11 protein-coding genes and 1 pseudogene are annotated in these 13,527 nt (G+C 68.7%); 5 read left to right on the forward strand and 7 right to left on the reverse strand.

Going from position 1 to position 13,527, the window contains the following annotated elements; translation table 11 throughout:
* Positions 1-64: 64 nt before the first annotated feature.
* From mmaA3 to MSG_RS04160, 6 genes and pseudogenes are all read right to left on the reverse strand, one after another.
* Entirely contained in the window at positions 65-946 is an 882-nt protein-coding gene (gene mmaA3, locus MSG_RS04135; protein WP_096437341.1) for a methoxy mycolic acid synthase MmaA3, read from the reverse strand.
* A 160-nt stretch (positions 947-1,106) separates the two neighbouring features.
* Positions 1,107-1,970 (reverse strand): cyclopropane mycolic acid synthase MmaA2, encoded by an 864-nt coding sequence (gene mmaA2, locus MSG_RS04140; RefSeq protein ID WP_096437343.1) that lies wholly within the window; start codon positions 1,968-1,970, stop codon positions 1,107-1,109.
* An 18-nt stretch (positions 1,971-1,988) separates the two neighbouring features.
* Positions 1,989-2,849: a cyclopropane mycolic acid synthase family methyltransferase gene (locus tag MSG_RS04145; RefSeq protein WP_096437345.1), complete on the reverse strand. Its 861-nt coding sequence runs from the start codon at positions 2,847-2,849 to the stop codon at positions 1,989-1,991.
* Positions 2,850-2,946: 97 nt separating this feature from the next.
* Positions 2,947-3,864, reverse strand: coding sequence for an alpha/beta fold hydrolase (locus MSG_RS04150; RefSeq protein ID WP_373421124.1), 918 nt, complete (start codon positions 3,862-3,864; stop codon positions 2,947-2,949).
* A complete protein-coding gene (locus MSG_RS04155; protein WP_181159137.1) occupies positions 3,864-5,210 on the reverse strand; it encodes an ABC1 kinase family protein in 1,347 nt (448 codons plus the stop codon). The genes MSG_RS04150 and MSG_RS04155 overlap by 1 nt, the downstream gene beginning before the upstream one ends.
* A 169-nt stretch (positions 5,211-5,379) precedes the next feature.
* Positions 5,380-5,604, reverse strand: a pseudogene (locus tag MSG_RS04160) (mycothiol transferase); the annotation flags it as partial.
* A 76-nt stretch (positions 5,605-5,680) separates the two neighbouring features.
* Between MSG_RS04160 and MSG_RS04165 the strand changes: the two are divergent.
* From MSG_RS04165 to rplL, 5 genes are all read left to right on the forward strand, one after another.
* On the forward strand, positions 5,681-9,880 hold the full coding sequence (locus MSG_RS04165) for a glycoside hydrolase family 38 N-terminal domain-containing protein (protein ID WP_096437347.1): 4,200 nt from the start codon (positions 5,681-5,683) through the stop codon (positions 9,878-9,880).
* Positions 9,877-10,497: a DUF7158 domain-containing protein gene (locus MSG_RS04170; protein WP_096437349.1), complete on the forward strand. Its 621-nt coding sequence runs from the start codon at positions 9,877-9,879 to the stop codon at positions 10,495-10,497. Before MSG_RS04165 ends, MSG_RS04170 begins: the two co-directional genes overlap by 4 nt.
* A 6-nt stretch (positions 10,498-10,503) precedes the next feature.
* The gene (locus MSG_RS04175; RefSeq protein ID WP_096437351.1) at positions 10,504-11,409 is read left to right on the forward strand and encodes an ROK family protein; all 906 of its coding nucleotides are present in this window, start codon (positions 10,504-10,506) and stop codon (positions 11,407-11,409) included.
* A gap of 262 nt (positions 11,410-11,671) precedes the next feature.
* Positions 11,672-12,295, forward strand: coding sequence for a 50S ribosomal protein L10 (rplJ, locus tag MSG_RS04180; RefSeq protein ID WP_096437353.1), 624 nt, complete (start codon positions 11,672-11,674; stop codon positions 12,293-12,295).
* A gap of 50 nt (positions 12,296-12,345) precedes the next feature.
* Positions 12,346-12,741 (forward strand): 50S ribosomal protein L7/L12, encoded by a 396-nt coding sequence (gene rplL / locus MSG_RS04185; protein WP_096437355.1) that lies wholly within the window; start codon positions 12,346-12,348, stop codon positions 12,739-12,741.
* Positions 12,742-12,748: 7 nt separating this feature from the next.
* Here rplL and MSG_RS04190 read toward each other — a convergent pair whose 3' ends face one another.
* Complete coding sequence (locus tag MSG_RS04190) at positions 12,749-13,480, reverse strand: TetR/AcrR family transcriptional regulator (RefSeq protein WP_096437357.1); 732 nt, start codon at positions 13,478-13,480, stop codon at positions 12,749-12,751.
* Between the last annotated feature and the right edge of the window lie 47 nt (positions 13,481-13,527).

The raw sequence follows: 13,527 nt of genomic DNA on the forward strand, positions 1-13,527 counted from the left end.
CCCAGCGTCAGCTGGCCCTAGAGCTAGTACCCATTAACGACGGCCTTGAAAAGCCAATCTGCGACTACCTTTCTAAAGTGAACTGGTTGCAATCGATGTAGCCCATCCGGAATGCTTTGGCGCAGCCGGTCAAGAACTTCATGTAGCGCTCGTAGACCTCTTCGGACTGGATCTCGATCGCCTCGTTTTTGTGGGCCTCCAGCGCATCGGACCACAGGTCCAGAGTCTTGACGAAGTCCGGCTGCAGTGACTGTTGCCGGGTCACTGTGAAACCCACCTTCGCGCAATGTTCTTCGACCTTCTCGATGGTCGGTAGCCGGCCACCCGGGAAGATGTCGGTGACGATGAACCGGATGAACTTCGCCAACTCCATCGTCACCGGTATGCCGCGCTCGATGATCTGTCTGGCGTGCAGCCCGGTGATGGAATGCAAGAGCATCACCCCGTCGCCGGGCATGGTGTTGTAGGCAAATTTGAAGAAGTCATCGTAGCGGTGAAAACCGAAGTGCTCCAACGCTTCAATGGTCACGATGCGGTCCACCGACTCGTCGAAGTTCGCCCAATCGCGGAGCAAAACCCGCCGGGATCTCTCGGAGTCGATGTCGCTGAGCAGCTGCTGGCAGTAGGCATGCTGATTTCTCGACAGCGTGAGTCCGACGACGTTGACGTCGTACTTCTCCACCGCGCGCTTCATCACCGAGCCCCAGCCGCAACCGACGTCGAGCAGGGTCATGCCGGGTTCCAATCCGAGTTTGTCCAGCGTCAGATCGAGCTTGGCGACCTGGGCTTCGTGCAGCGTCATGTCCTCGTGCGGAAAATAAGCGCAGCTGTAGGTACGGGTTGGATCCACGAACAGCGCGAAGAACTCGTTGGACAGGTCGTAATGAGCCCGGACGTCGTCGACTTGGGAGCGCATCCGCAGAGCTCCAGCTGACTTATCTGGCATTTGTTCCCCACCCCCCAAAAAAATGCAACCGGCACCCTCACGAGGTGACCATCCCGGGGACCCTACACTGGTCCGGGAGTATCCCCCGCATTTGACGTTCTGTGGCGCCGTATCTCTCGATCGGAGAGCGATCCGCGATCGGTGTGACCTGGCGTGGTGGCTATTTCTCCAGAGTAAATTGGTTGACGTCGATGTAGCCGACCCGAAATGCGTTGGCGCAGCCCGTCAGATACTTCACGTAGCGCTGGTAGACCTCGTCGGATTGAATCGCGATAGCCTGATCCTTGTGTGCCTGCAGCGCCTCGGCCCACAGGTCGAGGGTGCGCGCGTAGTGCGGCTGCAGGGACTGGCGCCGGGTCAGCCGTAAGCCCGCTTTCGCCGAGCGCTCCCCGACCATCTCGATCGACGGCAACCGGCCGCCCGGGAATATCTCGGTGACCATGAATTTGATGAACCGGGCCATCGCGAACGTCAGCGGGATGCCCTGCTCGACGCATTGCGGGCCGGTCAACCCGGTGATGGTGTGCAGCAGCATCACACCGTCGGCCGGCAGTACCTTGACAGTCATCGCGAAGAAGTCGTCATAGCGCTCGTGGCCGAAGTGCTCGAACGCACCGATTGACACGATCCGATCGACGGGCTGGTCGAATTGTTCCCAGCCGTTGAGCAACACCTGCTTGGAGCGCGGGCTGTCCATCTCGTCGAACAACTTCTGCACGTGCGCAGCCTGATTCTTCGACAGCGTGAGCCCGATGACGTTGACGTCGTACTTCTCGATGCCCCGCCGCATGGTGGCGCCCCAGCCGCAACCGACGTCGAGCAACGTCATTCCGGGCTGCAGGCCCAGCTTGCCCAGCGCCAGGTCGATCTTGGCGAGCTGCGCCTCTTCCAGCGTCATGTCCTCGCGCTCGAAATAGGCGCAGCTGTAGGTTTGGGTGGGGTCCAGGAACAACCGGAAGAAGTCGTCGGACAAGTCGTAGTGCGCCTGTACGTCGGCGAAATGCGGCGTGAGTTTCTTGCCCATGTCGTCAGTTGGGCCGGGTCACTTGGCGAGCGTGAACTGGGCCACGTTGGCGAGGCCTTTGCGGAACAGGCCCGCGCAACCGGTCAAGTAGCGCATGAACCGCTCGTAGACCTCTTCGGACTGGATGGCGATGGCGAGTTCGCGATTGGCCTCGAGATTGGCCGCCCACGTCTCCAGAGTCCGCACATAGTGCAGATCCAGGGATTGAACGTCTTCGATGGTGAATCCGCTGGCCAGTGAATTGTCGACGATGTCCGCCTCGCCGCACATGCTGCCGTTGGGGAAGATCTCGGTGCTGAGGAAGCGAAAGAACCGCAGATCGCTCATCGTCACCGTGATGCCATGATCGCGCCAGTACGTCTGCGGGTGGGTGTAAATCGAGTGCAAGAGCATCCGGCCGTCGTCGGGAAGGATGTCGTAGGCGCGGTCGAAGAACAACGCATAACGTTCCTTTTTGAAGGCGTCGAAAGCCTCGAAGCTCACGATGCGGTCGACGCGCTCCTCGAACTCTTCCCAGCCCTGCAGCCGGGCCTCGGCCTGCCGCGTCGTCGAGACGGCGGCCAGCCCCTCTTTGGTGCGCGCATAGTGGTTTTTGCTGAGCGTGATGCCGATGACGTTCACGTCGTATTTCTCCACCGCTCGCACCACGGCTCCGCCCCAGCCGCAGCCGACGTCGAGCAGCGTCATCCCGGGCTCGAGGTCAAGCTTGTTCAGTGCCAAATCCAATTTGGCGAGCTGTGCTTCTTCCAGCGTCATGTCGTCGCGCTCGAAGTATGCACAGGTGTAGACCATGTTGGGGTCTAAGAACAGCGCGAAGAAGTCGTCCGAAATATCGTAAGTGGCCTGCGATTCTTCGTAATACGGCTTCAGGTTCGCCATGTTCACGTCCTCCCAGTGCTTTTAACGCTACAACGCTGTGAGACCTGTCGCGAACTCGCGGCGAATCGGAAATGCGGAGCCGGCTGCTCGACTCCGCTCAGCTGGCCTCGGCGAAGTTGCCCGTCAAAACACCCACCACCGGATCCCACAGCTGCTGTGGCAGATCATGGCCCATTCCGTCGAATAACACCAATCGGGCACCGCCGATCGCGCGCGCGATCGCGCGGCCCCCGAAGGGACGCATCAACTTGTCGGATCGGCCATGGATCACCACCGTCGGCGCGACGATGCGGCGGTCATGGTGGGCGAGGCTGCCGCTGGCCAGGATGGCGCCGAACTGCCGGGCGATGCCCTGCGGGTAGTAGTTGCGGTCGTATCCCTCGGCCGCCTCGGCACGGACCTGCTCGGCGGGGATGCGGTAGCCCGGGCTGCCGATGATCCGGCTGACGCGCACGGCGTTGTCCAGGATGACGTCGCGGGGGGAGTCCGGCGGCGGCCCGATCAACAGCGACAGCAACGCCCGGGGAGCCGGCGGCGGCAGGAATGCCGAATTGTTGCTCGAGAAAAGAATTCCCAGTGACCTGGTGCGCTCGGCGAATCGGGCGGCGACGATCTGGGCGATCATGCCGCCCATCGACGCGCCGACGATGTGGGCCCGTTCGATGCCGAGGTGGTCCAGCACCGCGGCGGCGTCGCCGGCCATGTCCTCCAGTGTGTAGGCGGCGCGGCTGGGCAGCCCGGCCCAGGATCGGAGCAATCGCACCACGATCGGCTGCCCGGAGGTGTGCAGCTCGGTTTTGCTGGACAGGCCGATATCGCGGTTGTCGTAGCGGATGACGCGGAAGCCCTGGTCGACCAGCTTCTGGCAGAAATCGGTGCGCCACAGCAACATTTGGGCGCCCAGTCCCATGATGAGCAGCACGGGCGGGTCGGCGGGATCGCCCATGTCCTCGTAGTAGAGCTTCAGGTCGCTCGGCCCGGCGGCCGACGTCGCATAACCGGTGCGGATGTGCACTAGGCCTCCAGGTCGGTGTCGTGCTCCCGGCTGACCTCGACCATGAAGTTGGCGAAGTAACCCGTCAATTGTGGGTCGGACATCAGCTGCCACTTCGGTGCGAGCAGCTTCATGTACCGCTCGACGTAGAGGAACTGCTTGCCGATCAAGACCAGCTCGCGGGGGAGCTTGACGTCGTAGGCATCGGCCAGCGTCGACAGCTGCCGGCCGATGTCGGCGTACGACATGTCGCCGAGGGTCTGCATGGTCAGGGGGGTGGCGAACTTTTCCAGGTCCTTGGCGGCCTGGGCCTCCGGCTTCACCGCGCCGACGGCGCCCATCAACACGACGATCTTGCCGGCCGCGGCGTGGTCCTTCTTGACCAGCAGGGCGTAGACGAGCTCGCGCAGCAGCCAACGGGTGCGCGGGTCGATGCGGCCCATGATCCCGAAGTCGAAGAACACGATGCGGCCCGCCTCGTCGACGTAGAGGTTGCCCGCGTGCAGGTCGCCGTGGAACAGCCCGTGCCGCAGCCCGCCCTCGAACAGCGAGAACAGCAACGCCTTGACCAGCTCGGTGCCGTCGAAGCCTGCCTTGCGGATGGCGGCGACGTTGTCGATGCGGATGCCGTGCACCCGCTCCATCGTCAGCACCCGGTCGCTGGTGAAGTCCCAGAACACTTGCGGCACCCGGATGTTGCGGCCCAGCGGGGAGCCCTGCAGGTGTGACACCCACGCCTCCATCGACTGCGCCTCGAGCCGGAAGTTCAGCTCCTCGGCCAGGTTGTCGGAGAAGTCGGCAACCACGTCTTGTGCCGACAGCCGGCGGCCCAGCTTGGCCAGCTCGACGGCCTGGGCGAAGCGCTTGAGGATCTGCAGGTCCGCAGCGACGCGGCGGCGGATCCCCGGGCGCTGGATCTTGACCACGACGTCCTCGCCGGTGTGCAGGGTGGCATAGTGCACCTGGGCGATGGACGCCGAGGCGAACGGCGTCTCGTCCCACGTGGCGAACAGCTCCGCCGGCTCTCCGCCGAGCTCCTCGACGAGCAGCTTGTGCACCTCGCTGGTGTCGGCCGGCGGCACCCGGTCGAGCAGACCGCGGAACTCGCGCGACAGCGACTCGCCGAACGCGCCGGGACTCGAGGCGATGATCTGCCCGAACTTCACGTACGTGGGCCCCAGCTCGGCGAAGGTCTGGGGGAGCTGCCTGATGACTTTCTGCTGCAGCGGGCCCCTGCTCGGCAGCGTGCTTACGACGCGAGCGGCGGTGCGGGTCACCTGCCAACCGGTGACGGCCATCCGGGCCGCTTCGACCGGCAACGGCACCCGGTCCAGCTTGGCCACCTCGCGGTGTTTGGCGGAACTCATCCCAGCAGTCTGCCAAACCCGCGGTGTCAACTCCCAATTCCTGCGGGGCCCGCCCGCAGGCGGGTGGATTCGCCGTTTACCCGTCGGAGCGGCTCCGCCCGGCCGGATTCGCGCCCTTTCGCCAGGGCGTCACCTAGCCGTCGATCTCCCAGCCCGCCAGCCCGGCGATGGGAGGTAGGTCCGGAGCGGCGGCCACCCGTGCCATCCAGTTGTGCTGCATGCGGGTGACGTGTTTGACCAGGCCGCCGATCGACAGTGCACCGTCCGACGGTGTGGACCGGGCCTGCTCGTCGGTGAGGCCGTAAGCCACTGCGAAGTAGGAGCTTTGGTGGAGGGCCAGGTACTCGGGCAGGGCGCCGTGCTCGTCGGCCACGGGTGGCGCGAGGGCGGGCATGGCCAGAGCCTAGGTCCGCCGCGTCCGGGCCCGCCATTGCCGACATGTCGGAGCCCCGCGCCGTTAAGGTGCTCAGATGCGGCTGATTTCGGCGGAGTCGACGGAGCTTTTCGTCGGGCCGCCGCGAGCGCCGTTGCAGCTGGCGCGGGTCACGGTCGCCGGGGTCGCCAAGCCCACACTGGTGCGCATCGTGGGCGACGGCCTGGCCGGGGAGGCGGTTGCCGCGGCCGGCGACGAGGTCGTCGAGATTCCGGTCGCGGTCGAACAGCCGGTCGTGGGTCAGCGCCGAGCCGCCCGGGTGCAGGCCGGTGCCGCCGGTGCGGCGTTCGCCTTCGTCGTGGCCGAGCCGGGTTGGACGATGTTCATGGTCAGCCACTTCCACTACGACCCGGTGTGGTGGAACACCCAGGGCGCCTACACCAGCGAGTGGCACGAGGTGCCCGAGGGCCGCGCCCGGCAGACCAACGGCTTCGCATTGGTGCACGCGCACCTGGAAATGGCCCGCCGCGAGCCCGAGTACAAGTTCGTGTTGGCCGAGGTGGATTACCTCAAGCCGTACTGGGACACCCACCCCGAGGACCGCGCCGATCTTCGCCGTCTGATCGCCGAAGGCCGGGTCGAGATCATGGGCGGAACCTACAACGAGCCCAACACCAACCTCACAAGCCCGGAAACGACTATCCGAAACCTGGTGCACGGCATAGGTTTTCAGCGCGATGTGCTGGGTGCGCGACCGGAGACGGCGTGGCTGCTCGATGTGTTCGGCCACGATCCGCAGTTCCCGGGGATGGCCGCCGATGCCGGGCTGACGTCGAGTTCGTGGGCGCGTGGGCCGCACCACCAGTGGGGCCCGGTGCACAGCCAGGCCGGAATGGCCGGAATGCAGTTCTGCAGCGAGTTCGAATGGATCGCCCCGTCTGGCCGCGGGCTGCTCACCCACTACATGCCGGCGCACTACTCGGCGGGTTGGTGGATGGACTCTTCGACCTGCCTGGCCGACGCCGAGCAGGCCACCTACGAGCTGTTCGCTCAGCTGAAACCGGTCGCGCTGACGCGCAATGTGCTGCTGCCGGTCGGCACCGACTACACCCCGCCGAACAAATGGGTCACCGAGATCCACCGCGACTGGGCCGCGCGCTACACCTGGCCGCGATTCGTGTGCGCGCTGCCCGGCGAGTTCTTTGCGGCCGTGCGCGCCGAACTCGACGAGCGGGGGGGCCGTCCGTCGCCGCAAACCCGCGACATGAACCCGATCTACACCGGCAAGGACGTCTCCTACATCGACACCAAGCAAGCCAACCGGGCCGCCGAGAACGCCGTCCTGGATGCCGAGCGTTTTGCGGTGTTCGCGGGCCCCATCGGCGGCGCCGACTACCCGCAGGCCGCCCTGGCCAAGGCCTGGGTGCAACTGGCCTATGGCGCGCACCACGACGCCATCACCGGCTCGGAATCCGACCAGGTCTACCTCGACCTGCTGACCGGCTGGCGCGACGCGTGGGAGCTGGGCCGGGCGGTCCGCGACAACTCCCTGGCCCTGCTGTCCGGCGTCGTCGCGGACTCGCCGGAATCGGTCGTGGTGTGGAACCCGTTGACACACCGCCGCACCGACGTCGTTACCGCCCGACTCGACCCACCGCGGCCCGACGGGGTGCGCGTGCTCGATGCCGACGGCGCCGAGCTGCCGGCGCACCTCGAGCACGGCGGGCATTCGGTCAGCTGGCTGGCCGCCGGCGTGCCGTCGCTGGGCTGGCGCGTCTACCGGCTGGCCCCCGCGGCGCAATCGAGCGGCTGGATCGAGACGCCGGGGTCGGCGATCGCCAACGAGCACTACCGGCTGGCGGTGGACGCGGCCCGCGGCGGGGGAGTCCTGTCCCTGACGCAGGACGGCCGCGAGCTGATCGCGCCCGGACGGGTGGGCAACGAGCTCGCGGTGTACGAGGAGTACCCGTCGCATCCCACCGAAAGCGAGGGGCCCTGGCACCTGCTGCCCAAGGGGCCGGTGGTGTGCTCGTCGGAATCGCCCGCCCAGGTGCGGGCCTACCACGGCCCGCTCGGCCAGCGACTGGTCGTGCACGGCCGGATCGGCGCGATGCTGCGCTACACCCAGACGCTGACCCTGTGGCGCGGCGTGGCGCGGGTGGACTGCCGCACCACCATCGACGAGTTCACCGGCGAGGACAGCCTGGTGCGGCTGCGTTGGCCGTGCCCCGTTCCGGGCGCGATGCCGGTCAGCGAGGTGGGCGACGCGGTCATCGGTCGCGGGTTCGGGTTGCTGCACGGGCCGTCCGGTGGGCCCGACTCGGTGGACACCGCCCACCACCTCTGGACGCTGGACAACCCCGCGTACGGCTGGTTCGGGCTGTCGGCGACGGCCCGGGTGCGGGTCGGCGGCTCGACGCGGGCGGTGTCGGTGGCCGAGGTGGTCTCGCCCGCCGAGGCGCAGTCCGGATCGCTGGCGCGCGAGCTGATGGTCGCGCTGGTCCGCGCCGGCGTCACGGCCACCTGCAGCGGCGCCGACAAGCCGCGCTACGGGAATCTCGACGTCGACTCCAACCTGCCCGACGTCCGCATCGTGCTGGGCGGCCCCGCCCGCAATGCATTCGCGAAAGCCGTGCTCGTCGAGGCGGGCCCGGCCTACGCCGACGAGCTCGACCGGCAACTGGCCGACCGGGGCCGGGCCCGGGTGTGGGTGCCCGCGACAGCGCCGTTGGGGGACGTGTGGGTGCCCGGCGCCGACCTGAGCGCGCCGCGGGCGTTGCCGGTGCTGGTGATCGACGGCGCCGACGACGAGGGCCTGACCGCCGAGATCGCGTCGGTGGCCGCCGATCTCGAGGACGCCGAGATCGCCGTCAGCCAAGACGTCCAGCAGGCCCCGCCGCGGGCCGAACCCTTCGAGGCCCGGACGGTGGCGCTGCTCAACCGCGGCGTGCCCAGCTTCGCCGTCGACACCGAAGGCACCTTGCACTCCGCGCTGATGCGGTCCTGCACCGGTTGGCCGTCGGGCACCTGGATCGACGAGCCGCGCCGCGCCGCACCCGACGGCTCCAACTTCCAGCTGCAGCACTGGACACACCACTTCGACTACGCGCTGGTGTGTGGCGACGGCGACTGGCGGCAGGCCGAAATCCCCACCCGCAGTGCACAGTTCTCGCATCCGCTGGTGGCGGTGTGTCCGCAACGACCCGAGGCCCAGCTGGGACCCGAGGGTTCGCTGCTGCGCGTGGAGCCCGCCGACGCGGTGCAGCTGGGCGCGCTCAAGGCGACCGGCAACCCGCTGACCGCGGGCAAAGCCCGGCCGGTCGATCCGGCCGCGGTGACCCTGCGGCTGGTGCAGACGACCGGTTCGCCCACGCGCGTCGCGATCGCCTGCGACCACGGTGAGGTCGGCGCGCTGCAGGCGGCCGATCTGCTCGAGGTTCCATCGACGGAAGGGCCCGCCGGCACGGGGCGGGTCGACCTGCACGGCTACCAGGTGGCCACCGTGCTGGCGCGGCTCGCGCTGCCCGCGCTGTCGTGTCACCCGGCCGCGCTGGGCCCCGACGCCGAGCCCGCCCAGCCGCTCTACGCGCGGTATTGGCTGCACAACCGGGGCCCCGCGCCGCTGGGTGGGCTGCCGGCCGTCGCCCACCTGCACCCCCAGACGCTGACGGCCGAACCGGGCGGCAAGGTGTCGTTGCGCCTCAGCGCCGCCAGCGACAGCACCGACGCCGCGTTACACGGCACGGTGACGCTGCGATGTCCAGACGGCTGGCGCGCGACGCCCGCCGAGCTGCCGTTCACGCTGGCCGGCGGCGCGTATCAGGAGGCCGACGTGGTGCTGGCGGTCCCGGCGGGCGCACGGTCCGGGCGCTACCCGGTCCGGGCGCAGTTGCGCCTCACCGGCGACGCCGTCCCGCCCGCCTGGCGTCAGCTGGTCGAGGACGTGTCCATCGTCGAGGTGGGCGAGGGGCAGGACGGCGAGCTGGTCTACCTCGTCGACGAGCCGTCCGACGTCGAGCTCGCGGCCGGCGACTCGGCCCGGATCACCGTCACGGTCGGCACGCGCGCCGGGGCGGAGTTGTCGCTGGAGGCGCACCTGATCAGCCCCTGGGGCACCTGGGAGTGGATCGGGCCGCCCGCCCTTGGGGCGGTCCTGCCCGCGGGTGACACCGTCGAGCTCGGCTTCGACGTGACCCCGCCGGTCGGGCTGCAATCGGGCCAGTGGTGGGCTTTGGTCCGCGTCGGCTGCGCCGGCCGGCTGGTGTATTCGCCGGCGGTGCGGGTGGTCGTCCGATGAGCGGCCAGCTCGTCGTCGCGACCGTCGCCGGCACCCCGGTGGCGGTCCGGGAAGTGGACGCGGCCGAGGCGCGACTGCGCGGCGGTGCCCGCGCGGCCGCGTTGCCGGCCAGCGGCACCAGCGAGGGCCGCCAGTTGCGGCGCTGGCTCACCCAGCTGATCGTGACGCAGCGCGTGGTGGCCGCCGAGGCCGCCGCGCGCGGTCTGTCCGCAGCCGGGGCGCCGGCCGAGAACGAGGTGCTGCCCGACGTCACGGCCCGGCTCGAGATCGGCAGCGTGGCCGCGGCCGCGTTGGCCGATCCGCGGGCCCGCGCACTGTTCGCCCACGTCACCGCGGCCGTCGACGTCACCGACGAGGACGTGGCCGACTATCACGCCCGCAATCCGTTCCGCTTCGCCGCCCCGCGTCCCGCTCCGCACGGCTGGCGCGTCCCGTCGTCGACCACCCCGGCCCTGCGCGAGGTGGCCTCGGAGGTGGCGGCGCACCTGCGGGGCGCCGCGCGCCGGCGCGCCTTCCGGCTGTGGCTGGACGCGCGCCGGGCCGCGCTGGTCCAGCTCGCGCCCGGCTACGAGCATCCCGGCGATCCCCGCCAGCCCGACAACGTCCATCGGCACTGATCGCCCATGCTCACTCTTTGCCTGGACATCGGCGGCACCAAGATCGCCGCCGGTTTGGCCGACGCCCAGGGCGCTCTGGTGTGTACGACCACCTGTCCCACCCCGGCCGGCGGTTCGGCCGAACAGGTCTGGGCGGCCGTCGACACGACGATCGCGGGCATGTTGCACGCGGCGGGCGGGGCGGTCCGTGCGGTGGGCATCGCCTGTTCCGGGCCTATCGATCTGCGCGACGGAAGCGTCAGTCCGATCAACATCGCCGGTTGGGACGGCTTCCCGTTGCGAGACCGGGTCGCGGCCGCGGTGCCCGGCGTCCCGGTCCGGCTCGGCGGCGACGGCGTGTGCATGGCCCTGGGCGAGCACTGGCGCGGCGCCGGGCGCGGCGCGGGCTTCCTGTTGGGCATGGTGGTGTCCACCGGGGTGGGCGGCGGGCTGATCCTCAACGGCGCGCCCTACGCCGGACGCACCGGCAATGCCGGACACGTCGGTCACGTCGTGGTCGAACCGGACGGCGAGGCGTGTACCTGCGGCGGCCGGGGCTGCGTCGAGACCGTCGCGGCCGGCCCGTGGCTGGTGCGCTGGGCGTTGGCGAACGGCTGGTCCGCGCCGCCCGGTGTCGGGGCTCGGGACCTGGCGGCGGCGGCGGCCGGCGGCGATGCGGTCGCCGTGCGGGCGTTTCACCGGGGTGCCGGCGCGCTCGCGGCGATGATCGCCTCGGTGGCGGCGGTGTGCGACTTGGACCTCGTCGTGGTCGGGGGAGGCGTCGCCAAATCCGGCCGGCTGCTCTTCGATCCGCTGCGCGCCGCGCTGGCCGACTACGCCGGCCTGGACTTCCTGTCCGGCTTGCGCGTGCTGCCGGCCGAACTGGGTGGCGAGGCCGGCCTGGTCGGCGCGGCCCGGCTCGCGGGCGTCTAGCAGACGTCCCTGCGCTCGTTTTGGCCGACCGCGGGTGCGCAGGCTATTCTTGTCGTCGATCCACCGAAGACCGTCGGTCACCGAGCAATCGGTTGAAGGTCCGGGAGCATCCCGGCGGCCCACGCAGGAGGACGAGGCATTACCGTCGGCGCGAGCGCCGGTGTATCTCAACGCCCCGGCCGACCCCTGCGCCGGGGCGTTCGTCGTTTCTCGGTGATCACAGAGCGCAGCGCGCTGAAGACTTTCCACCGAGGAGGCATGCATGGCCAAGGCTGACAAGGCCACCGCCGTTGCAGACATCACCGAGCAGTTCACGGGCTCGACGGCGACCCTGATCACCGAATACCGCGGGTTGACGGTCGCCGCCCTGGCCGAGCTGCGGCGGTCGCTGTCCGGATCGGCTACCTACACGGTCGCCAAGAACACGCTGATCAAGCGGGCGGCATCGGAAGCCGGGATCGAGGGGCTCGACGAGCTGTTCGCCGGGCCGACGGCCATCGCCTTCGTGCGCGGTGAGCCGGTCGACGCCGCCAAGGCTCTGAAGACCTTCGCCAAGGACAACGCGGCGCTGGTCATCAAGGGCGGCTACATGGACGGCCAGCGGCTGACGGTCGCCGAGGTCGAGCGCATCGCCGACCTGGAATCCCGCGAGGTCCTGCTGGCTAAACTGGCCGGCGCGATGAAGGGCAACCTCGCCAAGGCGGCCGGGCTGTTCAACGCGCCCGCCTCGCAGATGGCTCGCCTGTTGGCCGCGCTGCAGGAAAAGAAGCCGGCCTCCGAGGCCGCAGCACCCGCTGCCGAAGCCCCCGCGGAGGCACCCGCCGCCGAAGAGCCGGCCGCAGACGCACCGGCGGAAACCCCCGAAGCACCGGCTGACGCCGAGTAGAACCAACCCGCAACCACCAGACCAGGGAAAACAAGGAAGGACCCACAACCATGGCAAAGATATCCACCGACGATCTGCTCGACGTCTTCAAGGAAATGACCCTGTTGGAGCTGTCGGACTTCGTCAAGAAGTTCGAGGAGACCTTCGAGGTCACCGCGGCCGCCCCCGTCGCGGTCGCCGCTGCCGGTGGTCCCGCCGCCGGTGGTGCGCCCGCCGAGGCCGCTGAGGAGCAGTCGGAGTTCGACGTCATCCTCGAGGCCGCCGGCGACAAGAAGATCGGCGTCATCAAGGTCGTCCGCGAGATCGTCTCGGGCCTGGGGCTCAAGGAGGCCAAGGACCTGGTTGACAGCGCCCCCAAGCCGCTGCTGGAGAAGGTCGCCAAGGAGGCCGCCGACGAGGCCAAGGCCAAGCTCGAGGCCGCCGGCGCCACCGTCACCGTCAAGTAGTTCTGCTTCAGGGAAGACCCCCGGGACCCGTTTCGACACGGGCCCGGGGGTTTTCGTGTATTCGGTGCTTCGCCGTCCGCACCGACCGGGTCACGCGCTCGGGCGAATCGCCGAGCGCGACAAGCAGATTTGAATTCATCGCCTCTAGTACCGGAGCGACGGCCGAGCCGTCGGCGCCGTAGAAGCCGCCCAGTTCGAGCATCACGAACCCGTGCACCAGGGCCCAAGCCTGGGCCGCCGTGGCAACGACGGCAGCGTCATCGTCCGCTGAACCGACTGTGATCCGGCCGACCCGCATGGCCCGGCGAACGGTGCGCACCACATGGGCGAAGCTGGGAATGCGCCGTTCGATCTCGGCGACCGTCAGGCCCAGGACGTTGCCCGCCGGTGCATGAATGCCATGGGCGCTGGTGCTGCCGAACATCAACCGATACATGTGCGGGTGCTCGATGGCGTAGCGCCGGTAGGCCCCGACGATGGCGAACATGTCGGCGACCGGGTCAGCGGTTTCCGGCACTGTCAGCGCGTCATCGAATTGTCGATAACCCTCCGCGGCAACCGCGGTGATCAACCCCTGCATGCCGCCGAAGTGGGTGTAGACCGCCATCGTCGAGGTCCCTGCCGCGCCGGCCACTTTGCGGGTCTGCAGGGCGTCGGGACCGTGCTCGTCCAGCAGTCCCACGGCGGCATGCAGCATCTCATCGCGTACGTCGCGAGCGGGCTGCAACTCTGAAGTCATCCTTGCCATCTTCCCATCGAGGGCGTAGCGTCCAAATAACGCTGAAA

The organism is Mycobacterium shigaense (assembly GCF_002356315.1).
GTDB classification, from domain to species: domain Bacteria; phylum Actinomycetota; class Actinomycetes; order Mycobacteriales; family Mycobacteriaceae; genus Mycobacterium; species Mycobacterium shigaense.